The sequence below is a fragment of the Mesorhizobium sp. M0227 genome, from assembly GCF_040321855.1.
In the GTDB taxonomy this organism is placed as follows: domain Bacteria; phylum Pseudomonadota; class Alphaproteobacteria; order Rhizobiales; family Rhizobiaceae; genus Mesorhizobium.
Genome location: NZ_JAMYSJ010000012.1, coordinates 84777 through 108866 on the forward strand (window position 1 = coordinate 84777; position 24090 = coordinate 108866).

Below are 24090 nucleotides of genomic sequence, written 5' to 3' on the forward strand. Positions count from 1 at the left end.
CGCAATCAATCGGCAGCCAGGGAGAATTTGAATGCAAGCTTCAGGCGCAATCTCAACACACCATGCTGGCCAACTGGCCATAGAACCGTTTGCCGGCACGGTGACGGTACGATTTTCCGACGCCATAGTCGCTGCCACGGAACGGGCGAAAGTGCTTCAGGAAGAAGGACATGAGCCCGTGTTCTACATCCCTTTCGAAGACATCTATTTCGACCTTTTCGAAAAGACGAACACCACCAGCCGCTCCCCTTTGAAAGGCACCGCGAGCTACTGGCGCGTCCATGCGGTGGGCAGCTCGGCTGACGATGTCATGTGGGCATACGAGACGCCTGAAACCGCGGCGCGGCCCATTGCACGTCATGGTGCATTCGATCCGGAAAAGGCGCGCATCGATGCCGAGCCCGCGGAGGACAGACGGCACACGCCCCACGTCCCGGAGTAGATTGCCCGTTCGCAGCGGGGCGATCTGAATTCAAGGCTGGTGCTGACGGCGCGGAAACTCGTCATCAAGGATGCATAGTGCCTCCTCATATTTGACAGTCGATGCCCCGACCTGTCGTGCCTGCCAGATATTGTCCGCCAGATCCGCGCGCTTCACCGGCAGCGCCAATGGATTCGATGCCGCTCGTCGCACAAACGCGAAGTAATCCTCACCGGACCTGCGCGACATGGCGTCGACGGCCGAAGCGATCGTCGGGCCAAAACCGGCCTCTTCCAACTTGGTCCGGTCCCAGCCTTCGCCCTTTTCGAGGACGTCATGGAGATAGGCGACGACCTTCTGGTCCTTGGTTTCGACCGCGTCAACGATACGGCGGCAGTGCTCGATATACGGTCGCCCGGTCTTGTCGCGCTGTGCTGCGTGGACCTCTTCGGCAATCTTGGCCGCCCGGTAAAACATGCTCATCTGGCTTGTCCTTCAGACATGGTTTCACCATCGCTCCTCAGTATCGTGGTGCGGCAGGTCTATTCCGCAGCAAACCCAGCCAAGTCGCTGCCTCGATCCATAATTGTAGCGCGGTTCCAGCCGAGCCGGATCGTCGAACGTTCCGATATGCAGCGCGATCTCTCCGGGCGATGCGTCATAGGCAAGGCTGAGCGGCGATCCGCAGGCGGAGCAGAACCCCCTACGGGCAATCGGCGAAGACCTGCGATAGGTCGGCGTCGCATTGGTCCAGGTCACGCTTTGGGAAGGCACCCAGGCCAGAACCGCGAACGCACTGCCGGTCGCCCGCCGGCACATATCACAATGGCAGTAATGCACTCTCGGTTCGCTTCCAACGCGGAAGCGGATCGTGCCGCAGAGACATCCTCCGCTCAGTTCCATTTTGGCGCCCCGGCTGACTTGCCGCTCCAACGCCTCTCGCGCGGTCTCATGCGAGCACCTCCATTCATCTCAGCGGAAACGCCAGCCATTTACGTCGGTTCCTGTGGCTATCTCAGGAACCAGTGCTTGCGCGCGGCGTTGCGTGTCTTTGCCGACAACGGGAGGAACCAGGGAAAATGCATCGCCGGTTGGAGAAGCGCTGATGTCGATGCCGGGGCTGGCATACGGTCCTCTCGGCGATCGATGCATGCATATCTGCGTGGATATGCAGCGGCTGTTTGCAGAGCCGTCCGAATGGGCAACACCCTGGATCACCCGGGTTCTCCCGCAGATCGAGAGGCTGGTCGAAAGACGCGCGCCACAGACGGTCTTTACACGCTTCCTGCCCGCCGGGAAGCCGGGGCAGGGCGTCGGCACATGGAAGCGCTATTATGAGCGCTGGGCTTCCCTGACGATCGAGACGATCGGGCCCGAAATGACCGAACTGTTGCCGTCTTTAGCCGGCTACTGTCCGCCAGCGGCGATCGTCGACAAGCACATCTACTCGCCCTGGTTCGAAGGGCGTCTCAGAGCGCTCCTGGTGGAGCGCGGCATCGATACGCTGGTCATCACCGGCGGCGAAACGGATGTTTGCGTTCTGGCCACGGTGCTCGGGGCCATCGATTTCGGCTATCGCGTGGTTCTCGTCACGGACGCGCTGTGCAGTTCTTCCGACGCAACCCATGACGCACTGCTGACGGTTTACCACCAACGTTTCGCGCAGCAGGTCGAGACGGTTGAGATGGAAACGGTTCTCTCGAACTGGACTTGACGTCCGCTAACCCGGCCCGGGTGGGAGCGTCCATGCTTCCTTGCGCGGTTGGGCTGCCTATCTGTTAAGAGAATGACGGACACCAGAACAGGTAGCAGGACGTGACGCAACGATCGGGAAGTGCTGATCTTCCACTCCATGGCGGGCGCGTGCCAAAATGGCTCGGCGACCGCATGACGCGTCTTGGCGCCGTGATGTGCGAGGCGATCATTCATCACTATGGTCGAGACGAGCTGCTGCGGCGGCTGGCGCATCCATTCTGGTTCCAGTCCTTTGGTGCTGTTATGGGCATGGACTGGCACTCGTCAGGAATAACGACCAGCGTCGTGGGCGCTTTGAAGCGTGGCCTCACGCCGCTTTCCGGCGAGCTCGGCATCCATGTCTGCGGTGGTCGCGGCGCGCATTCGCGCAAAACCCCGCATGAGCTGGAAGCCATCGGCCAACGCGTCGGCTTCGACGGAGCGGGCCTGGCAACCGCCAGCCGGCTGGTCGCCAAGGTCGACAGCGCCGCCGTCCAGGACGGTTTCGATCTCTATCTGCATGGCTTTATCGTCGCCGATGACGGTCACTGGGTTGTGGTGCAGCAAGGTATGAACGGCGACAGCAAGGTGGCGCGCCGCTACCATTGGCTTTCCGAGGGCCTCAAGAGTTTTGTCGACCAGCCGCATGCCGCCATCGAGGGCGCCCATCAAGGTGAGATCGTCAACCTGACCGACCGGCGTGCCGAGGCGTCCCGCCTAGGGCAACTTGACCTTTTGCAGGATCTCGGACCGGATCGCATCCTGGGCGAGCTGGCGGCATTGGAGCGTGGCGCGGAGCCGACGCGCCGGCAGGAGCCGGAACAACCGCTGCTGCCGCATTTGGTCATGCCGGCCCACCATGACGTTCGCGAAAGCGATGTCGTCATGCATCGCCTACACGGCAATATCGCAGCCGCCGCGGACCGCGGTCCCACCGATTTCGCCGAGCTCCTTCTGGTCCCCGGCGTCGGCGCACGCACAGTGCGCGCGCTGGCCCTCGTTGCCGAGGTGGTGCATGGCGCTCCTTGCCGTTTTTCCGATCCCGGCCGCTTCTCGCTGGCGCATGGCGGCAAGGACAGGCATCCATTTCCGGTACCGCTGAAGGTCTATGACGAGACGATCGGGGTTCTGAAGTCGGCCGTGCAGAAGGCAAAGCTCGGTCGCGATGAAGAAATCGGCGCCTTGAGGCGGCTCGACGATCAGTCGCGGCAAGTCGAGCGATACGTGACCGGCCCCAGCCTGAAGGAAATTGTCGCGGGAGAATTCGACCAGTCGCATCTGCTTGGCGGGCGCAGCGTGTTCGGGTGGGAAGCTGCGCCGGACACAGCACCTGCCGAGCGGAGCAAGAAAGCGTGAGAACGAGACAGAGGGCTGTAGATCAGTCGGCCAGATCGATCAGCGCGACACCGAGGTCCGGACGCTTGCTGCGGCGCAGATGACCGGGCGCTTCCACCAGGGTGATTTCGAGCGTTGGTCGAACGATGCCGTCAAGCAGATGTCCACCCCGGGTGGTGCCGTCGCTCAATCCAAGCACCGCATGGACGTGCAGGCTGGGCTTGTCATCATCACCCAGTGCAACATCGCCGATCGCGCTCAGAACCTCGCACTGTTCGCCGATAGGGATTTTGCGGTAGGTCTTCGCGGTCGGATCAAACCAGCCCACGGTGGCTTTTTCGAAAGCCCCTATGGCGGTCAATGACGCACTGCCGATCTCCTGGTCGACCGCGAAGGCGGTCAGTGCCGCGAACGCTTCTTCGCCTGGGTCGAGCACCACGACGAATGTCCGTTGTCCGCCGATCTCATTGACGAGCTGAGATTTCATCCCTGTGCTTCCATCGTTCGGCCCAAGGCCCTCGCCGAGATCAATGGGCGCGGTGTTCCGCATTGCGCTTGCGGGTCGCTGCAGCTTTCTTTGCCGATTCGGATCGGCTTGCGGCAGACCGTGATGCCGATGCCTTGCCGCCGCTTTTGCCGCCTTTGTGCGCCGCGGGATGGCCCGTGTGTTTGCCGCGGCCCGAACCGCCTTCCTTCTTGCCACCGCCATCGTCCTTGTTGACGGTAGCCCATGCACGCCGCTCTGCTTCCTTGTCCGAAACCCCGCGCTTCTCGTAGCCCTCGGCAATGTGGTCGGCTTTACGCTCCTGCTTGTCAGTGTATTTCGATTTGTCGCCTCGTGGCATGGCCTGCTCCTATTGAATAAGGGCTGAACGTCGATTTGACGCGCTGGTTCCAACAGAAGTTCGCGTAGCCAATGCCGCATCGCGCGGCATGGCCAAACACCGTCGCGCGGCGCAAGCTAACGCTTTTCGGGGAGAGCGCAGCAGCAAGGCGAGGGGAATTGGTTCAGCCGATTGCCAATCTCACGACGAGGGCCAGGATCACGACACCGACCAAGCCGGCTATGAAGATGACCCGACGGGTGCGCGTTCGCAGGATGATCTCGCCTTGTCTCGCCTGCTCCGCAGAGAATACAGGTCCATTGTCATCGTCACCGTCGTTGCCATGCCGACCATCGCTCATGATCGCCTCCTTCCGGCTCTTGGCACACAACCATCGCTTGACCGGGGAGGTTCCGATTGCATCGATCCGGCCAGCAGAAAAAGGATCACAGGCCCGTGAGGAGGGAACTTTGCCCTCCGCGAGTGGTTTGGGCCGCTTAAGACCCAGCCAGCCCGGAGCCAGCCATGTCCGATGCCAAAATTTCCAGCGGCTTGAGCAGACGCATGTTCATGACGGCCTCTGTTTCGGCGGCGGCGGCGATGCCGCTTGTGAATTCGCCAACGAGAGCTGCCCAGCCCGCGTCTGCAAAACCGGCCGAACCGCGCGATTTGTCGGCGGTTTCGATGCGTATCAACAAGCAGACCTACAACCTCGCGCTCGACAATCGAACCAGCCTGCTTGACGCGCTGCGCGACCATGTCGGCCTGACCGGCACCAAGAAAGGTTGCGATCACGGTCAGTGTGGTGCCTGCACGGTGCTGATCGACGGAAAGCGGGTACTGTCCTGCTTGAGCTTTGCCGTCATGAACCAGGGCCGGGAGATCACAACGGTGGAAGGCCTGGCTTCGGCGGACGGGGAACTGCATCCGGTCCAGCAGGCCTTCGTCGACCACGATGCCTTTCAATGCGGCTATTGCACACCGGGTCAGATCATGTCCGCCATCGGTTGCATCAACGAAGGCCATGCTGGGTCGGAAGATGATATTCGCGAATATATGAGCGGCAATCTATGTCGCTGCGCGGCCTATCCCAACATCGTTGCGGCGATCGTTCAGGCACGCGACGAGACCAGGAGGGCTTAGGATGCGCCCGTTCGTATATGAAAGACCAACCAGCGTCTCCACGGCAATCGCCATGGCGTCCCGTCCCCATGCCGTGCATGTTCCGCCAACCGGCGCCGACACGCAGGTCATCGCCGGCGGCACCAATCTGGCCGACTACATGAAGCTCGGTGTCGCGCGGCCGGAGCGACTGCTCGACCTCAACACTCTTACCGAGCCGGCCTTGCGGCAGATCAGGATAGACGATGATAAGATCCGGTTTGGTGCGCTGGTCCGTATGGGTGAAGCAGCCGACAACAATGATGTCCGGCGCCGTTGCCCGGTCCTCGCCGACAGCTTGAAATTCGCTGCCAGCGGTCAGCTTCGCAACATGGCGAGCCTGGGCGGCAATGTGCTGCAACGTACGCGCTGCGAGTATTTTCGAGAGATATCTTGGCCGTGCAACAAGCGCGAACCGGGCTCCGGCTGCGCTGCGATGGAAGGGTCCAATCGCCAGCATGCCGTGCTGGGTACGAGCGATGCCTGCATTGCCACGTATCACGGCGATTTCGCGCAGGCGCTGGTTGCGCTGGACGCCACCGTCGATGTCGAAGGCCCGCGGGGAAGGCGCACGCTTGCTTTTGCCAAGCTGCATAAACGGCCGGGCGAAACGCCCGACATCGAGACGGATCTGGCCGCCGACGAGCTCATTACCGCCATCGAAGTGCCGCTCGCACGGTGGAGCAGCCGGTCGCGCTATCTGAAGATACGCGATCGCGAATCCTACGCGTTTGCGCTGGCGTCCGCGGCTGTCGCGCTCGACATGGATGGCGAGACGGTAAGGAGTGCGCGCATTGCGCTTGGCGGAGTGGCGACGGTGCCGTGGCGTGCGCGCGAAGCAGAGGACGCGCTACAGGGCAAAGTGCTTGACGAAGCCACGGCGCAGGAGGCCGCCGAGGCTGCTTTCGCCGATGCCAGACCGCGCGAGCATAACGCATTCAAGATACCGCTCGGCAAGCGCACGCTGGTGCGGGCGCTGCTCGAAACCCGGGATATGAAGGGCTGAGCCATGAACCAAGCTGCACCCGCTCCAAGGGAAAACCAGGGCGATCCCGTTGTTCGCATTGACGCCCGGCTAAAAGTTACCGGACAGGCCGGCTATCCCGCCGACATCGTTACGGCCAACGTCGCCTACGGTGCCCTTGCCACCAGCAGCATTGCCCGGGGCAAGGTTTCCGAACTTCACACGAAAGACGCCAAGGCCGTACCCGGTGTGCTGGACATCGTCACCTATGGCGATCTGGACAGGACCGACATGCCGAAATTCGGCAACACCGGTGCAAGTTCGATTGGGCCCTTGCACGACAAGACGGTTTTTCACGATGGTCAGATCATCGCTCTGGTGGTCGCTGAAACCTTCGAGGCGGCGGAGGAGGCAGCGATGTTGGTCCGCGCCGACTATGAGGACGAACGGCCCAGCGCCAGCTTTGATTCCAAGGGCGTGAAGATGGAACCGGCTGCCGGCAAAAGCCCGATGTTCAAGGAGGATGCGAAGGCCGGTGACTTCGACGCCGCTTGGGCGGATGCGACGGTGAAGATCGACGAAAAATATTCGACGCCGACCCAGCATCATAATCCGATCGAGCTGTTTTCGACCACCGCCATATGGCAGGGCGACCAGTTGACGATACACGAACCCAGTCAAAACGTTACGGGCTGGAAGGTGGAACTGGCACGCCAACTGAAGCTCGATCCGGCCAATGTGCGGATCGTCAGTCCCTATATCGGCGGCGCCTTCGGCTCCAAGGGGCCGATGACGGCACGCACTGCTATCGTTGCCGTCGCGGCGCGGCGCATCGGCCGGCCGGTTCGCTGCGTCGTCAATCGCATGCAAGCCTTCGGTACGCAGACCTATCGCGCCGAAACGCGGCATCGGATCCGCATGGGCGCCGGCAAGGACGGCCGCATCACGGCGTTCGGACATGAGGCCTGGGAGGTGACGTCACGCCCTGACCCTTATGTCGTCGGCGGCACGTCCGCCACCGCGCGCATGTACGATTACGGCTCCGTTCTGACGCATGTTTCGCTGGTTCATGCCGACCGCAACACGCCTGGCTACATGCGATCGCCGCCGGAGACGCCTTATGTCTACGCGCTGGAAAACGCCATGGACGAAATGGCCGTGGCCCTCGGTATGGATCCTGTCGAGTTTCGTCGCATCAATGAACCGGAGAAGGAGCCGATCGGAGGCAAGCCATTTTCCAGCCGCTCACTCATCAAGTGCTACGACCAGGCGTCCGAGGCCTTTGGCTGGTCGAAGCGCGATCCCAGGGTCGGCTCGATGCGCGACGGCGATTGGCTGGTCGGAATGGGCTGTGCGACGGCAATCTATCCGACTGCCGCCGCACCTTGCGCGGCCCGGGTTCGTCTCACCGCCGATGGCGAGGTTCGGGTCCAGTGCGGCTCCCATGAAATCGGCACCGGCGTTCGCACCATCGCCGGCCAAATGGCGGCCGAAAGGCTGGGGGTCGGCATGGACAAGATCAGCGTGGAGATGGGCGACAGTGCCTTGCCGCCGGCTCCCGTGTCGGGCGGATCGATCTCGACCGCCAGCGTCTGCTCCGCGGTCATGAAAGCCTGCGACGCGATACGCGAAAAACTGTTTGCCGCCGCTGCGGGCAAGGGGGCTCCGCTGGCAGGTTCGCCCAATGCGAAGCTGGATTTGAAGGGCGAAGAGGTCGTCACCGAGACCGGCAAGTCCGCCAAGCTGGCCGATGTCTTCAAGGCCATGCAAGTCGGCGCCATCGAAGAATATGCCGAGTTTGCGCCGAAGGGTTCTTCGCCTGAAGCCCTGAGGAAACTCTATGCCGGACAATCGGAGTTTCATGGTGGAGAGAACGACGCAGATTCGGTCAAATATGCGTTTGGCGCCGAGTTCGTCGAAGTGCGCATCAACAGCTATACACGCGAAATCCGGGTGCCGCGCATTGTTGGAGCCTTCGCTGCCGGGCGCATCATGAACACGCGCACCGCGCGCAGCCAGCTGATGGGTGGCATGATCTGGGGCATTGGCCAAGCGTTGCACGAGGCCACCGAAATCGATCAGCGACACGCGCGCTACGTGAATCGCGACCTGCAGGACTATCTCGTGCCGGTCAACGCCGACATCAAACAGGTCGACGTTATCCTGGTCCCCGAAATCGACCACCAGGTCAATCCTGCCGGCGTCAAGGGCTTGGGCGAACTCGGCAATGTCGGAACGGCTGCTGCCGTGGCGAGTGCCGTCTATCATGCCACCGGCAAGCGCATTCGCGATCTGCCGATCAGAATAGATGATTTGATAGGCTGACGATCAAGAGCTCTGGACGGAGCATGGAACTCGTAACCCATAGGAAATTCAAAAACGGCAGGTTGATGCCGTGGGGAAAAGGCACGGTCATCACCGGAGCAAAGGGATTTGTCTACCTCTGCGGCAATACGGCAACCGCCGAAAATTACGATCCTGCCGGAAAGAGAGGAGGGGGCTTCCCTGGCGATGCGGCGGCACAGTGGCGCGCAATTTTGGCGAACATCAAATCATATCTGGAAGAACTCGGCAGCGCGCTCGACTATCTCATCCGGCTGACCTTCTTCATCAAGGGGCCATTTCCCGATGGCGGCGTTCTAAGTTCACCCAATTTTCGTCTCGACGTACTGGACGAGTTCTTTGCCGAGCATTGCCCGGAGCACTGCAGCTATAACAACCCGCCGCCCTCCGAGGTGATCGGGATTGCAGCGCTTGCGCAAGCCGACATCGTCGTTGAAATTGTCGCGGTGGCGGCGTTGCCTGACTGAAAAAGTTTTCGCGTGCAGCGATAGCTTAGTTGCCTTGGCTCTCGAGTGTCACTCCGGGGCTGTGGCCGGAGCCGTGTAACGTCGGCGCACAGCGTCAAGCACCCGCTTGCGGCTCTCCTGCGCCGACAGGGTCTTGTCCTCTTCCGCCTCGGCGGTTTCGCGCGCCAGGTCCTTGTCCCTGATCTGATGTCGAAACCATTTGGAATAGTCGCCGGTGCGCAAGTGAAACTCCCAAGTCTTGTCGTCTATGCCCTCGGCGATCTGAGCGAAGATCATCAGATTGTGAGCCCTGAGGTTCATCGCATTGTCAGGGCCATGGAAATAGAAGCTGCCGGCTTCGTCGAGCTGGCCTTCGGCATATTTCCGGCTGTGCCGCTTGAGTGACTGACGTGGTTCCACCACCTTGACCGTCTTGACTTTCTTGCCCGCCTGCGGCCGCCAGAACAGCACGCGCGCGCCCTTGGGGCTGGGGATGTCCTTTGGCGGCTCAATGCCAGTCTCCTTGCAGAAGACCTTCACCACGTCCTTCGCCTTGGGGCCAAGCGCAATGATGGCTGTCACAAGGCGCAAGGCGTCTGTCGAGATCGCCTCGGGGTGAACGGTGATCAAGATTGTGCCCGGCAATTCCAATGAAAGGACCGCCCGCGTATCGTCGCGCCGCTTGGGCAGAAGATGGTGCGCTTCATCGATGACGAGCCAGTGCGGTCTCGCGGTGCGCCGGCGGAAACTGCTCAGGCCAGGCAGCAGGTCGGCAAAGAAATCCGGCCTCTCGTCGACGCGCAGGGCCAATCCGTTGACGACAATGTTGCTGTCGGCCTTGGCGATCAGATCCAGCACCTGCGCCTTTGTCGGCGCGCTTGAGCCGTCTCCCAGGCGAACGGCGCCTTCGAGGCCGTCATAGTCGCCTTCGGGATCGAAGACGCAGAACTGAAAACCACTTTCGACGAAGCGTTCCGTCAGCGCGGTGGCCAAGGTGGATTTACCAATGCCGGAACTCCCGGCAATGAGGATCGTGTCGCTCGGCGACAGGTAGACATCATCGCCGCCAGACGACCCAAGAACGATGCCGTCATGGCGCTTCGGCACTATCGCGTGATCACGCTTTATCAGCTTTGCGATCAATTGCTCCACGCCCTTGCCGCGGGCGCCACGCATGACCAGGTTGGCTGTATCCTTGACCGCCGGAATTGCATTGTCGACGGCGGCGCTGCAGCCACAGGCTTGCAGGAACGCGTGGTCGTTCTCGGCGTCGCCGACGCCGACGACGTTGTGCGGCGAAAGTCGAAGGTCCTGAAGGGCCGCAGCGAGCCCGGTGGCTTTGTTGATGCCGCTCGGCAGGATCATCACCGCGCCCTTGTTGAAGATGATTTCCAGTTCGAGACCCATCTTCTTGATGATATCGAGCACGGTCGCCTGATGGGGTTCCCAGGTCGCGACGATCGATCGCCCGACCGAAAGCGGCTTGACGCCCTGCCGCTTCAATCTGGCGACGAATTTGGGCTCGGGCGATGGGGCGATCACCCGCTCTTCCTCGCTGGCCGGCGTGTAGATCATCGCGCCATTCTCAGCGACGACCTTGTCGAAGAGGCTAAGCTCGGGAAAGACGCGCTTGAGATCGGGCAGTTCACGCCCGGTGACGAGAACCAGCTTGCGGCCGCTTTTCTTGAACCGCTCAAGCGCGGCGAGCGTCTTCTTGGCGACGATCCCATCATGAGCCAGCGTGCCGTCATAGTCTGCCGCCAATGCAATGAAATACATTCCGCCGACCCTTCTCGTTCCGGTTGCCCTGTGGCTAGAACGTGTGATCGAGACAAAGGCTCCCCACCGACCGGATCGTAGGTGGAGGAGGGGCGGTTCGCCCTCGGAAATCAGGAACTCCTTCGGTGCCGGTACGTTGACCAGACAAGCCGGGAACCGTCCCGGTCTTTGCTGGCGGCGTGCAAACCCCGTCGCCGAAATCCACACCAAGCGCAATGAAAGGTAAGGCCATGGGCTTCTTTTCGAAGGACATCAAGACACTCGACGATCTCTTCGTGCACACGCTGCGCGACATCTATTACGCCGAAAAGCAGATCGAGAAGGCGCTGCCGAAGATGATCGACAAGGCAACCGACCCGCAATTGAAAGCCGGATTTGAAAAACACCTCGACCAGACGAGAGGCCATATCGAGCGCGTCGAACAGGTGTTTGAGTTGCATGGCGTCAAGGCCAAGGAGGTCAACTGTCCGGCAATCGACGGTATTCTCGAGGAGGCCGACGATGTGAGCGGTGACGTCGATGACAAGGAGGTTCTCGACGCGGCGCTGATTGCTTCGGCGCAGGCCGTCGAACACTATGAGATGACCCGCTACGGGACGCTCATCGCCTGGGCCAAGCAACTCGGCCGCACCGACTGCGCCAATGTGCTGGCCAAGAACCTGAGGGAAGAACAGGCGACAGATCGCAAGCTCACCGAAATGGCGGAAAGCAAGATCAACCTGCAGGCAGCCGAATAGGGCTGCAATCCGGCCGGCTGGTAACTCGGCCGGCCGGATTGCTGGCAGGTTTCCACTCCGTCAGCGAGACGGGTCGACGCCCAAGGCCGTTGATTGCTTGCGCAGCGCCTCATCGTCATCCTGCGGCGCATGCCGAGCAGATCCTGCGATTTCCGTGTAGATGCGGTACGCTACACAAGTGAGCGCCACCATGAAAAGCAGACGGCCCATCCATCCTACTCCTTGCTCATGGATTCATTCCGGCCATCCTCAGTACCCTCCGACGACCGGCAAGATTTCGCCGGTGATGTAGCTCGAGCAATGCGGCGAAGCGAGGAACACATAGGCCGGCGCGAGTTCTTCCGGTTGCGCGGGTCGTTTCATTGGCGTGTCCGCGCCGAATTTCGAGACGTCGTCGGCTTCCTTGTCCGACGGATTGAGCGGCGTCCACACCGGACCCGGTGCGACCGCATTCACCCTTATGCCCTTGCCGATGAGATTGCCCGACAGGGCCCGCGTGAAGGCATGGATGCCGCCTTTGGTCATCGAATAGTCGACCAGTTGTTTTGAACCGTCGATACCGGTTACCGAACCGGTGTTGATGATCGCCGAACCTGGCTTCATGTGCGGCACCGCTTCCTGCGCCATATGAAAATAGCCGTAAAGATTGGTCTTCAGCGTCGTGTCGAAATGTTCTTCGGTCAGCTCGCCGAAATCGCTGGAATGGATCTGGAACGCAGCGTTGTTGACCAGCACGTCGATGCGACCGAATTTTTCAACGGTCTCCATGACCGCCTTGTGGCAGTGGCTGCGTTCGCTGACATCGGCCTTGACCAGGATGCAGCGTCGTCCCTCCTTTTCCACCGCTGATTTGGTCTCTTCAGCATCCTTGTCCTCGGCCAGATAGACGATCGCGACGTCGGCGCCCTCGCGGGCGAACAACACCGCCACCGAGCGGCCGATGCCGGAATCGCCGCCCGTGATGAGTGCTACCTTTTGGTCGAGTTTTTTCGATCCGAGATAGTACGGCGCATCGTACAGCGGCTCCGGCTCTAGCGCCCATTCGTGCCCCGGTTTGGGCTGATGTTGCTCGGGGAAGGGGGGCTCGGGATATTCACGGGCGCCAGCCTGCATGGCGCCTTGCTGCTTCCCACCGCCATTCGATTTGTCCTTGGCATCGACGCCACGTTGGATATGGCGCTGCTTGGCCGCTTCACCGGCTATTTCTGACTTCATCTGCATGATCGTCTCCTTGGCTTGGAGAGGAAACAACGCATGTCAGGCAAAAAGGTTTGCGCAAAAGATCGACTTGCCGAGAGGATTCCGGCCAGCGTTTGGCAACGCGTAACGACGACATCGCCAGCTGCACCAATTCAGCTGCAATGCAGCCGCGCCAGCCACCGCCGCGATGGGATCGAGCACCGGGGCTTGCCCGCTGCCTGCGCCGCCTTGGCGGCGAGCCAAACGTGATGATGTGGATTGGGAAGCTATTGCGTCAAACTGGCAAAGCAGCGCCATCCGGTCTACTCCGGGCGTAGCCGCCGGAATTCTATCTTGGCGACAGCCCATCGAGCAGGAAGTCGAGGCCTTTTCGGAAGGCGCCATCCCAATCGTTGTCCAACAGCAGACGAGAGCGTTCGATTGTCGGGTAGTGTTCGCTGAGGTGTGTAAGACGCTGCTGTGCGGCTGCCCTGTCTTCTTCCGAGAGGTCGAAGCTTGCCCGGGTGAGGGTGGCGCCCATCACATAATTCCAGAGCGACCATATCGCGGCGTTCAGATTCGCGTCGGCAACACCGGCTCTGGACAAGGTCTTGCTCAACATTTCCAGGCGGCTGAGAATGTTCGGGCCGAGCGCCCGGCGCGGCAACAGCGATGCCGACCAAGGATGGCGCAACATTCTGGCGCGCCAGTCTTCGAGCATATGAACGACGTCTCCACGCCAGTCCGGAGACTCACCTGTTTCAGGCGATCTGCGATGTTCGAGCACCGAATCGAGTGCTAGATCAAAGACATCCTCCTTGTTGTCAACGTGCCAATACAGGCTCATCACACCCGAGCCGAGGCGATCGGCCAGCCGACGCATTGTCAATCCGTCTATGCCCTGGGCGTCCAGCAGTTCCACGGCGATCGCCACGATACGCTCTCGAGACAGCGGCGGCTCGCTGCTCGCCTCCTGGATGGGTTGAAGCTTTGTCCGTTGCGATCGTTTGCTGGCACTGCGGGGTTTGGCTGCCATCTGTCTTCCTTGCTGGCCGAACGTCGATTTTGGCAGGCACCGTCAGGAATGTCGACGCTGATCGCTTGACTAGTACGATGTACCATACGATGACTCGTACATCGCAGGATTCATCGTATGAGCGATCTGGTTTAAAGTTCATGCCGGCGGCGAGTGCGTTATTCGCAGTCAGCAGAGCCAGGAGAAATCATGTCACGCGCAATCAAGCATCTGCTTATCGGAGGGCTAATCATCATGACCATTGCAGTTCCCACTGCGTCGCCGGCGAACGAGTTCAAGCTGACCATCATCAATCCACAGACGCTCTACGACCCGTCGCCGAATGGCTACAGCACCGCCGTGATCGCACCGCGCGGAGCTCGGATTGCCTACATTTCCGGGCAGGGCGGCCAAGACAGCACAGGAGCCTTGTCACCCGATTTCGCCGTCCAGGTTAAGCAGGCCTACGCAAATTTGCATGCGGCGCTCGGGGGCATCGGCGCCAAGCCGGATCAGGTGGCGAAGCTCACGGTCTTCGTGGTCGACCACGACATGTCCAAGCTCGATGTGTTAACCAGGAACGTCAAGGACATGTTCGGCGAGGCGTTGCCGGCGCAGACACTGGTTCCCGTTCCCAAGCTTGCAATCGACCCCATGCTTTTCGAGGTGGAAGCCACCGTTATTCTGGAATAGGGAGCCTGATCGCCCCAACTGACATGGGGTCGAGCACGCCGCCGACAGCCGCGCGTTGGAACCACCAATTCATTTTGGCTCCCACGAAGCAAAGCCGTCACGACGCATACACTCTATTGCTATTGCCGCCGCATCCAAAAGTCGCATAAGATAGATTATGGAACTAACGCATCGGTCAAGAACTGGAAATTGCCGCTGATTCTCATAGGCTTGAGCCGATTGTGCCGTATTGCCTTGAGCGGATGGCCAACGCTAGGCTGTCGAATGAAGATGGCAAACAGCGAGATCGAAGCGGCGATCGAAGTGTTCGTGCATGGCTTCAGCGCCGACAGAAGCCGCACCTTTCCTTACGAGGCCAGCCGCGTTGGACGCTTGTGGCTGATGCGCGATGCCGAGCGCAAGAATCTTCGTGACTACCGCGGCGAAGAATGGGTCGTCCATGACGTCGCCGCTCAAGAAGCCGATGCCGTCGTGCGGCAGCATGCACGGCCGGGCTTTGCCATTTCCGTTGTGATCGCGAACGAGGATCCGGACGGGCCGACACGAACCGCCTACAAAGCTCTCGGCTACCGGCTGCTTCGGACCGAAGGTTTTTTCGTCCACCGGTTGCGCCGGATTCCGAGCCCGCCAGCGGTTGCGGTTGCTTCGGTCGAACGCGTGCAGACAGCCGAACGGGCGGCGGCGCAGTTGGGAAAGATCATCCGCAGACAGCCGATCCCGGATCATTTGCTCGGCGACAGCGCGCCGTTGCGCCAGTATGTGGCAGTCGATGGCGCCGATATCGTTGGGCGCGTGCGCAGCTTGGATGCCGTGGAAGCCACGTGGTGTTCGAGCATGTATGTCGAGCCTTCGCACCGGCGTCGCGGCATTGGCCAGGCTTTGATGTCGAAAATGTTGCACGACGATCGGGCGCGTGGGTCGAGGTGCTCGGTGCTGGCTGCAACCCACGCCGGGGCTCTGCTTTATCCCCGGATGGGCTACGAACGGATCGGAACGCTGCTGATATTCGCACCAATGAACCGAAAGCCTGTATGAAAGTCTATTCGCATCACGCTGATTCGTAAGGGATTTCAATCGCCATCCCATCATAGGCCGGCTCGACGTTGGCGGGTGTCTCGGCCATCACCGTGGCGTAGTCGAGCGGCACGTGCATATGTGTCAACACCGCATGTATCGGCGCCAGCCGCTCGATCCATTCAAGCGCTTCGCCAAGGGACAGGTGACTGGGATGCGTCCGGTACTGCAGCGCGTCGATGATCAGCACGTCGAGGTCGCGCAGCCGTTCGGCGGTGGGTTCCGGAAAGTCGCTGATGTCGGGACAATAGGCGAGACCGCCAATGCGGAAACCGAGCGATACGATGTCGCCGTGGATCTGCGGCAGCGGCTCAAGGGTGAGGGTACCCCCCTCTCCTTCGATGACCACCGGCCTGGTGTGGTCGATGAGATGCGGCCTGACGATCGGCGGATAGGAACTGCCTTGCGGCGTCTCGAAACAGTATCCGAACGCTTCCCGCAACCGAAGCATCGTCGCCCTGTCGGCATGGACGTCGATCAGTTGGCGCTGATCGAGAACGAAACCGCGCAGATCGTCGATGCCATGGATGTGGTCGGCATGCGGGTGGGTATAGACGACCGCATCGACACGTTTAACGCCGGCCAGCAGCATCTGCTGCCGAAAATCCGGCCCCGTGTCGATGACGACAGTCGTGCGGCTGCCGTTCGCCGCGATCCGCTCGACGAGTGCGGCGGCACGCGTGCGCCGGTTCTTGGGGTTGTCGGGGTCGCAATTGCCCCAGTCGCCGGTGATGCGCGGCGTACCTGGGGACGAGCCGCAGCCGAGAATGGTGAGGCGCAGCCGGTCGGTCATCGTTCAGGCACTTTGCTCTACAGGCCGCGGCATCTTGCCGAACAGCCGGAAGAAATTATCCGTCGTCAAATCAGCGATTTCAGCTTCGCTGACGCCGATGGTTTCGGCCAGCACCTTGGCCGTGTGCGCGACATAGGCGGGCTCGTTGCGTTTGCCGCGAAACGGCACGGGCGCCAGATAGGGCGCGTCGGTTTCGACCAGCAGCCGGTCATGCGGCACATCGGCGGCAATGGCGCGCAACTCAGCTGAATTCTTGAAGGTGAGGATACCCGAGAACGACATGTAGCCGCCGAGAGCGACGCCAATTTCGGCGAGCCGATGTCCGGAAGAAAAGCAATGCAGGATGAAGGGGAAGGCGCCCTTCCCCGTTTCGGCCTTGAGGATCGCTGCCATGTCGTCGTCGGCGTCGCGCGAATGGATGACCAGCGGTAGGCCGGTCTCGCGCGCGGCTGATATGTGGGTGCGAAAGCCTTGCGCCTGCGCATCGCGGGGCGCTTTGTCGTAGAAGTAGTCCAGCCCGGCCTCGCCGATGGCCACCACTTTCGGGTGCGCGGATAGCCGCACAAGCTCCTCGACCGTGATATCCAGCTCTTCGGCCGCATTGTGCGGATGAGTGCCGACAGAGCAATAGACTTCGTCGAAAGTTTCAGCGATCTCAAGTACTTGCGGAAACCGCCTCACGCGTGTCGAGATCGTCACCATACGGTCGATTCCGGCGGCTAACGCGCGGGCGACGATGGCCGCCCGCTCCTCGGCGAAGTCGGGAAAGTCGAGATGGCAGTGACTGTCGACGAGCATCAGACGTTCGCGTCCGGCTGTTCGACATAACGTGGAAAAACCCCTTCCGGCACGGGTAACGCGGTGCCCGGCACCAGCGCATGGTCCGCGTGGACATGCACGAAGTCGCGGCTGTCCGCCGGAACCGCCAGCAGATCGAGCAGTTTCGCGGCTGATCCCGGAGTGAAGGGCTGACACAGCACCGCCACCCGGCGCACGACTTCGGCGGTCGTCCACAGCACCGTTTCCATTCGTTCCGGATTAGTCTTCTTCAGCGCCCATGGTGCCTCGCCGGCGAAGTAGCGATCGGCTTCCGCCACCACGCCGGAGATCGCCGCCAGCGCCAGATGGATGCCCTGCTCGGCCATCGCCTTGCGCGCGATGTCGAGAGCGGCGACGGCCTGATCCAGGATTGCTCTGTCTGCATCCGTCAGGTCGCCGCGCTGCGGCACCACGCCGCCGCAGTTCTTGGCGATCATCGACAGCGAGCGCTGCGCAAGGTTGCCGAGGCCATTGGCGAGATCGGCATTGGTGCGGTTGACGATCGCGTCATGGCTGTAGCTGCCGTCGTTGCCGAAGGGCACCTCGCGCAGGAAGAAGTAGCGCACCTGGTCGAGGCCGTAGTGCTCGACCATCGCGAACGGATCGACGACGTTGCCAACCGATTTCGACATCTTTTCGCCGCGGTTGAACAGGAAGCCATGCGCGAAAACGCGGCTCGGCAACTCAATGCCCGCCGACATCAGAAATGCCGGCCAATAGACCGCATGGAAGCGGACAATGTCCTTGCCGATGATGTGCGTGGCCGGCCAATAGCGCCATTGCTCGGCCTTTGTGTCGGGATAGCCGGCGGCGGTGATGTAGTTGGTCAACGCGTCGACCCAGACATACATCACATGTTTGTCGTCGCCGGGCACCGGCACGCCCCATTTGAAGGTGGTGCGCGAGATCGACAGATCCTTCAGCCCGGACTTGACGAAGCTGAGCACCTCGTTGCGGCGCTCGGTGGGACCGATAAAGTCTGGCTGGCTCTCATAAAGGGCCAGCAATTTTTCCTGATAGGCGGAAAGCCGAAAGAAATAGCTTTCTTCCTCGTTCCATTCGACGGGCGAGCCGAGCGGTTCGCGACGCACGCCATCCTCGCCGAGCGTCGTCTCGCTCTCGTCGAAATAGGCTTCCTGGCGCACCGAATACCAACCGCTATAACGGTCGAGATAGATGTCGCCATTGGCGGCCATCGCCTTCCAGATCGCCTGACAGGATTCGTAGTGGCGCGGTTCCGTCGTGCGGATGTAGTCGTCGTTCGAGCCACCCATCGCCTCGGTCATCGCGCGGAAAATCGCCGAATTGCGGTCGGCCAGCGCCAGCGGCGTTATGCCTTCCTTCTCGGCCGTTTGCTGCATCTTCAGGCCGTGTTCGTCGGTACCGGTCAGGAAGAAGACGTCCTTGCCGTCCAGGCGCTGGAAGCGTGCCAGGGCGTCGGTTGCAATGACCGTATAGGCGTGGCCGATATGCGGCTTGCCGTTCGGATAAAAGATCGGGGTGGTGATGTAGAACTTGTCGCGTGACATGAAGGAACCGTCATGAATGTCTGAATGGAAAGGCGTGGCGGTGGATATCGTATCGAGGCAGCATTTGCCATCCCGATCCAGGAAACCCAGTCACATTCGCATTGCAGAATTCAGGCGGTCGATCATGATCAGGGCGTGCTGCTTCTTGTCGAGATTGTAGGTATCGGTCTCAGATATAGCGTCCAGCGCCTCATGCCAAGTGTCGGACAACGTTTTGGCCCGTGCGAGATCGCCCGCCAGTGCTGCCTGACTTGCCGCGTCCGACAACAGGTCCAGCGCCCGGCGGTTGAAGATATCGAACTGGATCGCCTGATCGCGGCCAGCCACGGCTTCGGCGAGGCGAAACGCGCCGCCGACATCGCTCTTTCTGCCGGTGACCAGAGCGTCGAGCGTGGAGGCGATCTCCAGCCCGCCATACTGCGTCAACAGGATCGCGTTCCGGGCGCTGCCCCCTGCCCGCCCGACCAGTGCCGCGCGAGCCGCCGGATCGTCAGGCGGCGCGGGCTCGGTCGTTTCCAGCACCGTCATCAGGTCGTTGGCGTCGAGCGGGTTCAATCGCACCACCTGACAGCGCGACCGGATCGTCGGCAGCAGGCTGCCCGGCGCGTGGACAATCAGGATGAACAGAGTCCGTGCCGGCGGCTCTTCAAGATTTTTCAGCAACGCATTGGCCGCATTGGTGTTCATGTCATCGGCGGGGTCGACGATGACGACCCGATAGCTGCCGTCGTGCGAGGTCAGCGACAGGAAGCGGCTGACCTTGCGTATCTCATCGACGGTGACGACTGTCTTGAAACTCTTGGTCTTGTCGTTCAGCGGCCGGGTCAGATGCAGCACGGAAGGATGCGCCCCGGTGGCGATCTGGCGAAACAGCGACGAAGCCGGATCGGCAGTGGCAAGGCTTTCCGGCGCCTGCGCAAAATCCGGGTGCTTCAGCAGATGATGCGCAAGGTGGAAGGCGAGCGTCGCCTTGCCGATGCCGACTGGCCCGGAGAAGATCAGCGCATGCGGCAGCTTGCCCGCACGATAAGCGGCGGTGAGCACGCCTGCAGCTTGGCTATGCCCGACCAGAACGGGCGTTTCGGAGGGCTCCGGCACGCCGTCGAGCGTGTCGTGCTGCTCGGGTGCGATGCGTTCGAAGATCATGCCGGCGTTGCCTGCCTGTCGCGTGCCGGCGTTCTCGCCGCCAGTGCCGCGAACACCGCCGCGGTGACGACGTTCTCGACCGCGTCGGGCTCGGCGGCTGCGTCGACGACGATGCAGCGCTCCGGCTCGGCCTTGGCGATCGCCAGAAACGCCTCGCGGCGGGCCTGATGGATCGCCAGCGTCTCCTTTTCGAAGCGGTCGGCGACTGCCTCGGTGCCGCGCCGCAGCGTTGCGCGCCTCAGGCCTTCCGCCGGATCGATGTCGAAGATCAGCGTCATGTCCGGCATCATGCCGTTGATGGCGACCTGCTCCAGCGCATCCATGAACGCCGAATCGATGCCGCCGGTGACGCCCTGGTAGACGCGCGAGGAATCGAGGAAGCGGTCGCAAAGCACGATGGAACCACGCTCGACCGCCGGCCGGATGAGCTGCTCGACATGATCGGATCGCGCGGCGGCGAAAAGCAGCGCTTCCATCTTCGGTCCGAACGGTTCGGCCGCGCCCGAAAGCAGCACATGCCTGACGGCTTCGGCGCCCGGCGAGCCGCCGGGTTCGCGGGTAAGCAGCACATCGTATTTCTTGGCGCGCATCTTCCTGGCCAGCCGCTCGATCTGCGTCGACTTGCCTGCCCCCTCGCCGCCTTCGAAGGTGATGAAAAAACCGCGTGCCAACCGAGAGGCCTTCTTGTCCATGGCTGAATGGGATTGTAGCGCTCTAGATAGTCCGCGTTCGGCCAAACGTCCATGCCGTCAATTTTTGCCCTTGTGCAGTCGCCCCCAAAACCATGGCTGGTTTTGAGTGATATGCGTTATCGCAGCCAGCCGACCGCCAGTTCCTTGACGGCATCGAGTGCGCGCTGCGGCAGCGTGCCGACGCCGATCGATTCGGCGGCGAAAAGCGGTGTCTCCTGGCTGAGCGTATCGCCGATCCAGACGCGCAGCGCACCCACCGGCTGCCCCTCCTCCACCGGTGCAGCAACCGGGCCGTTGTAGACGATCCTGGCCGTCAGCTTGTCGCGGTTGGTGATCGGCAGGAAAATGTCGATCGGACCCTTGGCCTTCAGCGTCACCCCGGATTTCGCTCCGCCGAAAACCTGGGCTTCTCCAACCACCTCGTCCTTGGCGAAAATTTCAGTCTTCTCGAACGAGCGGACACCCCAGTCGAGCAGCTTTCGCGCTTCCTCGGCGCGCTCCTTGTCCGAGGCCAGCCCGCTCATCGCCGCGATCACGCGGGTACCATTGTGGCTGAGCGAACCGACGATGCCGAAACCGGCTGCCTCGCTCGCACCGACCGCCAGGCCGTCGGCGCCGATGTCCATCGCCAGCAGCGGATTGCGGTTCCTCTGTGAGATCTTGTTCCAGGTGAAATCCTTCTGGCTGTAATAGCGATAGAGATCCGGATAATCGCGCCACAGGTGCAGGGCGAGCTGCGCCAGCTCGCGCATGGTCGTCTGTTGGCCATCCGCCGGCAGGCCGGTCGAATTGACGAAAGTCGACGTCTTGAGGCCGATCTGGCGGGCCCGTTCGGTCATCTGCGCGGCAAAATTGTCCTCGGATCCCGACATGCCTTCGGCGATGACGATGCAGCCGTCATTGGCCGCCTGCACGGTCACGCCCTGAATCAGGTCTTCGAGCCGGATCGACGACTTGAGCTTGGCGAACATTGTCGATGTTCCCGAAGGCGCGCCACCCTTGCGCCAGGCGTTTTCGCTGACAACGAACGTATCGTCGAGCTTCAGGCGACCGGACTTGATGGCGTTGAAAACCACTTCCATGGTCATCAGCTTGGCCATCGAGGCCGGCGGTATCGGCTTGTCGGCATCCTTGGAAAACAGCACCGTCCCGGTCTCGGCGTCGATCATGAAGGCCTGTGCGGCCTTGGTCTCGAACAGCTGCGCACCGGCCGGAGCCTGGAAAAACAGCAGCAGGCCAAAAACCAGAAGCCCGGCGAGCGGGAGCAAGCGCAATTGCATGATGTTCGACCCGTTGGCCGGCACCGCCGGCAAGCCCGCAAAAAGTATCGGGCTTTTTGCACGGCGGATCAACCGCGTAGCGGAAATCCAGCCTGGCTTGTGCTCAGTTGCGCACAGCCAGCGCATCGGGAGCGCCATGCGACCAGGCAGCCTGCAGCAAATCATCCAGGTTGTGATGGCCATCGGGATAGAGATTGACCGAATACCAATCCTCGCCGTCGAGTTCCGAACGCTGGATCTCGATCTTGCCGAAGGCGGCAAGCTGAGCGGCAATACGCTTGGCTTCTCCGGCATCCTCGAACGAACCGGCAGCAACGTAGTCGGTGGACGGACCGGCCGGTGGCGGCTGCCGCTTCCACGATTGGAGCACGTCGGCCGGCGACATGCCGTCGCCACCCATTGCGGCGAAGGCATTTGAGGCGCGTTCGACCCGCTCGTCGGCATAGGACAGCGAGGCCACGGCAAACGGTGATTGCGGCGGCAGATTGATCTGCGGGCGCTCCGGCACGATCGGGCCGAAATCCGGAAGCGCCAGATCGCCATAGGCCGAGGACTGCGTCGACATGACCGGCTGGACAGCGCCGGAATCGGTCAACTGGCCCGGAAACGGCACGGCGGCGGCGCCCGCAGGCAGGCTTGGCGACGGCCCGTTCATGGCGACCATGACGCCGGTCGGCAGTCCATCCGACGGGTCTGGCGCCCTGTTGCCGGGATGGTAGGAAGCCATCAGATACTGGTCGTCATCGCCGTCGAGCGGCGCGCGGCCGACATATTCGACCTTCACCTGAGCGGTGCCGGTGTTGGCATAGTCAAGCATCTGGGCAGCGCGCTCCGAGACATCGATGATGCGGCCTTCGTGATATGGGCCGCGATCGTTGACGCGAACGATGACCGAACTGCCGGTCTTGAGATTGGTGACGCGGGCATAGCTCGGCAGCGGCATGGTCGGGTGCGCCGCCGTTAGATGGGTCATGTCGTAGACTTCGCCATTGGCGGTAAGCCGGCCATGGAAGGCGTCGCCATACCAGGAGGCCAGGCCGACCTTGGCGTAGCGCTTGTCTTCCCGGGGGTAATACCACTTGCCGCGGACCTGATAGGGTTTGCCGAGCTGATCCCTGCCGCCGCCACGTTGGATGCGCCCATTCTGGGAGATCACACGCGGGCTTGCCTTCACGCCATATTCGGATTCGGCGAAATATTCTTTGGAGCGGGTCTTCTTGTAGACCATCGCTTTCGGCTCGGGCTGCGACGCACAAGCCGCCAGCAAGGCGGCCGACATGGCGAACAACGCGACTGCAGCAGCGCGACGAAGACGCGGTTGCGTCACAGCCTGCATTTTCCTGATGTCCCCTTCAGTCTTGACCTAGACGTCGTGTCCAACCGTCGAAGAAGCCGAAACACTCACCCGACCAATACAACGACGCCTTTGAACCCCGATCCTTTGTGCGCAGGAATTGCTTATCACGGTATTAACCGATTGTGGCTGCAACCGGGCAAGATTGTGGCGTCTCCACCGTGAAAGCCTTCTGAAAAGTAACGGTTTTCGTGCTTCCACGCGAGAGATGTGATGCCCTCTGCCACAAAGAGCCTGGCTTCGCTCCTGCCGCCCATGCCTGCCGTTGACCAAGCTTTGACGGGCAGCGGACCGACCGTCGGAACAAAGAAATGCGCCGCTAGTTTCTTCCGCAGGGCACTCGAACAGAAGGACGAGCATGATGAAAATGGCTTCATTGACAATCGCGATCGCAATGTCACTTTCTGCCGGGTCTGCGATCGCCGCATGCCCGGACAAGTCGGCTTCCAACGCAGGGACGGATTCCGAACAGACCGCCGGTATTTCGAAAGATGGAACTCATGCGCCTTTAGAGACCCCAAAAGCGTCGGACAGCACGGGCAAGCCAGCCGCCAAGGATGGCGCCACGATGCCGTTGGCGGGCGCCGAAGGCGGCGGCGACAAGAATCTTGCAACCTCGCAGCAGGACATTGAGGCGCAGCAGCATGGTGATAAGGCCGCGGCGGCAAAGGCGGACGAAAGCTGCAAAGACTGAGGAACACGCAGGCCGGAGCCGATTTGCAGCTTCGGCCTTCCTCACGAGCAGCTGTTCCCTTGGCGAACTGAATTTTTT

Annotated in this window: 27 protein-coding genes; 11 read left to right on the forward strand and 16 right to left on the reverse strand. The window is 61.5% G+C overall.

What is annotated here, in order from left to right; translation table 11 throughout:
* Positions 1-31 precede the first annotated feature (31 nt).
* Positions 32-442, forward strand: coding sequence for a DUF427 domain-containing protein (locus tag NKJ00_RS18320; protein WP_023811973.1), 411 nt, complete (start codon positions 32-34; stop codon positions 440-442).
* A gap of 30 nt (positions 443-472) precedes the next feature.
* Here NKJ00_RS18320 and NKJ00_RS18325 read toward each other — a convergent pair whose 3' ends face one another.
* The gene (locus NKJ00_RS18325; RefSeq protein WP_023811972.1) at positions 473-904 is read right to left on the reverse strand and encodes an HD domain-containing protein; all 432 of its coding nucleotides are present in this window, start codon (positions 902-904) and stop codon (positions 473-475) included.
* A gap of 24 nt (positions 905-928) precedes the next feature.
* Positions 929-1324 (reverse strand): GFA family protein, encoded by a 396-nt coding sequence (locus NKJ00_RS18330; protein ID WP_352630753.1) that lies wholly within the window; start codon positions 1322-1324, stop codon positions 929-931.
* 202 nt (positions 1325-1526) lie between these two features.
* Between NKJ00_RS18330 and NKJ00_RS18335 the strand changes: the two genes are divergently transcribed.
* Positions 1527-2135, forward strand: coding sequence for a cysteine hydrolase family protein (locus NKJ00_RS18335; RefSeq protein ID WP_127294539.1), 609 nt, complete (start codon positions 1527-1529; stop codon positions 2133-2135).
* 101 nt (positions 2136-2236) lie between these two features.
* On the forward strand, positions 2237-3511 hold the full coding sequence (locus NKJ00_RS18340) for a DUF763 domain-containing protein (RefSeq protein WP_352630671.1): 1275 nt from the start codon (positions 2237-2239) through the stop codon (positions 3509-3511).
* A gap of 22 nt (positions 3512-3533) precedes the next feature.
* On the opposite strand, the gene NKJ00_RS18345 is transcribed toward NKJ00_RS18340, so the two are convergent.
* From NKJ00_RS18345 to NKJ00_RS18355, 3 genes are all read right to left on the reverse strand, one after another.
* On the reverse strand, positions 3534-3977 hold the full coding sequence (locus NKJ00_RS18345) for a PPC domain-containing DNA-binding protein (RefSeq protein ID WP_023811968.1): 444 nt from the start codon (positions 3975-3977) through the stop codon (positions 3534-3536).
* Positions 3978-4017: 40 nt separating this feature from the next.
* Positions 4018-4335, reverse strand: coding sequence for a hypothetical protein (locus NKJ00_RS18350; protein ID WP_013531559.1), 318 nt, complete (start codon positions 4333-4335; stop codon positions 4018-4020).
* Between the two features lie 163 nt (positions 4336-4498).
* Positions 4499-4675: a hypothetical protein gene (locus NKJ00_RS18355; protein ID WP_352630673.1), complete on the reverse strand. Its 177-nt coding sequence runs from the start codon at positions 4673-4675 to the stop codon at positions 4499-4501.
* Positions 4676-4839: 164 nt separating this feature from the next.
* Here NKJ00_RS18355 and NKJ00_RS18360 point away from each other — a divergent pair, with 164 nt between their 5' ends.
* Genes NKJ00_RS18360 through NKJ00_RS18375 form a run of 4 tightly spaced genes read left to right on the forward strand, consistent with a single transcriptional unit; the run spans position 4840 to position 9249 of the window.
* The gene (locus tag NKJ00_RS18360; RefSeq protein WP_352552104.1) at positions 4840-5457 is read left to right on the forward strand and encodes a (2Fe-2S)-binding protein; all 618 of its coding nucleotides are present in this window, start codon (positions 4840-4842) and stop codon (positions 5455-5457) included.
* A 1-nt stretch (position 5458) separates the two neighbouring features.
* Complete coding sequence (locus NKJ00_RS18365) at positions 5459-6481, forward strand: FAD binding domain-containing protein (protein ID WP_352630675.1); 1023 nt, start codon at positions 5459-5461, stop codon at positions 6479-6481.
* Positions 6482-6484: 3 nt separating this feature from the next.
* Positions 6485-8764 carry a xanthine dehydrogenase family protein molybdopterin-binding subunit gene (locus tag NKJ00_RS18370; protein WP_352630677.1) on the forward strand — a complete coding sequence of 760 codons (2280 nt, stop codon included), beginning with the start codon at positions 6485-6487 and terminating at the stop codon, positions 8762-8764.
* Between the two features lie 23 nt (positions 8765-8787).
* Positions 8788-9249, forward strand: coding sequence for a RidA family protein (locus NKJ00_RS18375; RefSeq protein ID WP_352630679.1), 462 nt, complete (start codon positions 8788-8790; stop codon positions 9247-9249).
* Between the two features lie 48 nt (positions 9250-9297).
* On the opposite strand, the gene NKJ00_RS18380 is transcribed toward NKJ00_RS18375, so the two are convergent.
* Positions 9298-11007 (reverse strand): HAD family hydrolase, encoded by a 1710-nt coding sequence (locus NKJ00_RS18380; RefSeq protein ID WP_023811962.1) that lies wholly within the window; start codon positions 11005-11007, stop codon positions 9298-9300.
* Between the two features lie 230 nt (positions 11008-11237).
* Here NKJ00_RS18380 and NKJ00_RS18385 point away from each other — a divergent pair, with 230 nt between their 5' ends.
* Positions 11238-11744, forward strand: coding sequence for a YciE/YciF ferroxidase family protein (locus NKJ00_RS18385; RefSeq protein ID WP_023811961.1), 507 nt, complete (start codon positions 11238-11240; stop codon positions 11742-11744).
* A 60-nt stretch (positions 11745-11804) separates the two neighbouring features.
* On the opposite strand, the gene NKJ00_RS18390 is transcribed toward NKJ00_RS18385, so the two are convergent.
* The 3 genes from NKJ00_RS18390 to NKJ00_RS18400 all read right to left on the reverse strand — a co-directional run bounded on the left by NKJ00_RS18390 (position 11805) and on the right by NKJ00_RS18400 (position 13959).
* On the reverse strand, positions 11805-11954 hold the full coding sequence (locus NKJ00_RS18390; protein WP_023811960.1) for a hypothetical protein: 150 nt from the start codon (positions 11952-11954) through the stop codon (positions 11805-11807).
* 39 nt (positions 11955-11993) lie between these two features.
* The gene (locus NKJ00_RS18395; protein ID WP_352630681.1) at positions 11994-12965 is read right to left on the reverse strand and encodes an SDR family oxidoreductase; all 972 of its coding nucleotides are present in this window, start codon (positions 12963-12965) and stop codon (positions 11994-11996) included.
* A gap of 307 nt (positions 12966-13272) precedes the next feature.
* A complete protein-coding gene (locus tag NKJ00_RS18400; RefSeq protein ID WP_352630683.1) occupies positions 13273-13959 on the reverse strand; it encodes a TetR/AcrR family transcriptional regulator C-terminal domain-containing protein in 687 nt (228 codons plus the stop codon).
* A 189-nt stretch (positions 13960-14148) separates the two neighbouring features.
* Here NKJ00_RS18400 and NKJ00_RS18405 point away from each other — a divergent pair, with 189 nt between their 5' ends.
* Together NKJ00_RS18405 and NKJ00_RS18410 are read left to right on the forward strand one after the other, a co-directional pair.
* Entirely contained in the window at positions 14149-14631 is a 483-nt protein-coding gene (locus NKJ00_RS18405) for a RidA family protein (RefSeq protein WP_023811957.1), read from the forward strand.
* Between the two features lie 381 nt (positions 14632-15012).
* Positions 15013-15666: a GNAT family N-acetyltransferase gene (locus tag NKJ00_RS18410; RefSeq protein ID WP_352630685.1), complete on the forward strand. Its 654-nt coding sequence runs from the start codon at positions 15013-15015 to the stop codon at positions 15664-15666.
* Positions 15667-15679: 13 nt separating this feature from the next.
* On the opposite strand, the gene NKJ00_RS18415 is transcribed toward NKJ00_RS18410, so the two are convergent.
* The 7 genes from NKJ00_RS18415 to NKJ00_RS18445 all read right to left on the reverse strand — a co-directional run bounded on the left by NKJ00_RS18415 (position 15680) and on the right by NKJ00_RS18445 (position 23300).
* The gene (locus tag NKJ00_RS18415; RefSeq protein ID WP_023811955.1) at positions 15680-16498 is read right to left on the reverse strand and encodes an MBL fold metallo-hydrolase; all 819 of its coding nucleotides are present in this window, start codon (positions 16496-16498) and stop codon (positions 15680-15682) included.
* A gap of 3 nt (positions 16499-16501) precedes the next feature.
* Entirely contained in the window at positions 16502-17296 is a 795-nt protein-coding gene (locus tag NKJ00_RS18420) for a TatD family hydrolase (RefSeq protein WP_352630687.1), read from the reverse strand.
* Positions 17296-18846, reverse strand: a complete 1551-nt coding sequence (gene metG, locus NKJ00_RS18425) for a methionine--tRNA ligase (RefSeq protein WP_352611757.1) — start codon at positions 18844-18846, stop codon at positions 17296-17298. The genes NKJ00_RS18420 and metG overlap by 1 nt, the downstream gene beginning before the upstream one ends.
* Before the next feature lie 90 nt (positions 18847-18936).
* Positions 18937-19992 carry a DNA polymerase III subunit delta' gene (locus tag NKJ00_RS18430; RefSeq protein WP_023811952.1) on the reverse strand — a complete coding sequence of 352 codons (1056 nt, stop codon included), beginning with the start codon at positions 19990-19992 and terminating at the stop codon, positions 18937-18939.
* Complete coding sequence (gene tmk, locus NKJ00_RS18435; RefSeq protein ID WP_023811951.1) at positions 19989-20663, reverse strand: dTMP kinase; 675 nt, start codon at positions 20661-20663, stop codon at positions 19989-19991. Before tmk ends, NKJ00_RS18430 begins: the two co-directional genes overlap by 4 nt.
* A gap of 137 nt (positions 20664-20800) precedes the next feature.
* On the reverse strand, positions 20801-21964 hold the full coding sequence (locus NKJ00_RS18440) for a D-alanyl-D-alanine carboxypeptidase family protein (protein WP_164892962.1): 1164 nt from the start codon (positions 21962-21964) through the stop codon (positions 20801-20803).
* Positions 21965-22067: 103 nt separating this feature from the next.
* Positions 22068-23300, reverse strand: a complete 1233-nt coding sequence (locus NKJ00_RS18445; protein ID WP_128304491.1) for a septal ring lytic transglycosylase RlpA family protein — start codon at positions 23298-23300, stop codon at positions 22068-22070.
* A 376-nt stretch (positions 23301-23676) separates the two neighbouring features.
* Here NKJ00_RS18445 and NKJ00_RS18450 point away from each other — a divergent pair, with 376 nt between their 5' ends.
* Positions 23677-24012 (forward strand): hypothetical protein, encoded by a 336-nt coding sequence (locus NKJ00_RS18450; protein ID WP_128304492.1) that lies wholly within the window; start codon positions 23677-23679, stop codon positions 24010-24012.
* The last annotated feature ends 78 nt before the right edge of the window (positions 24013-24090 follow it).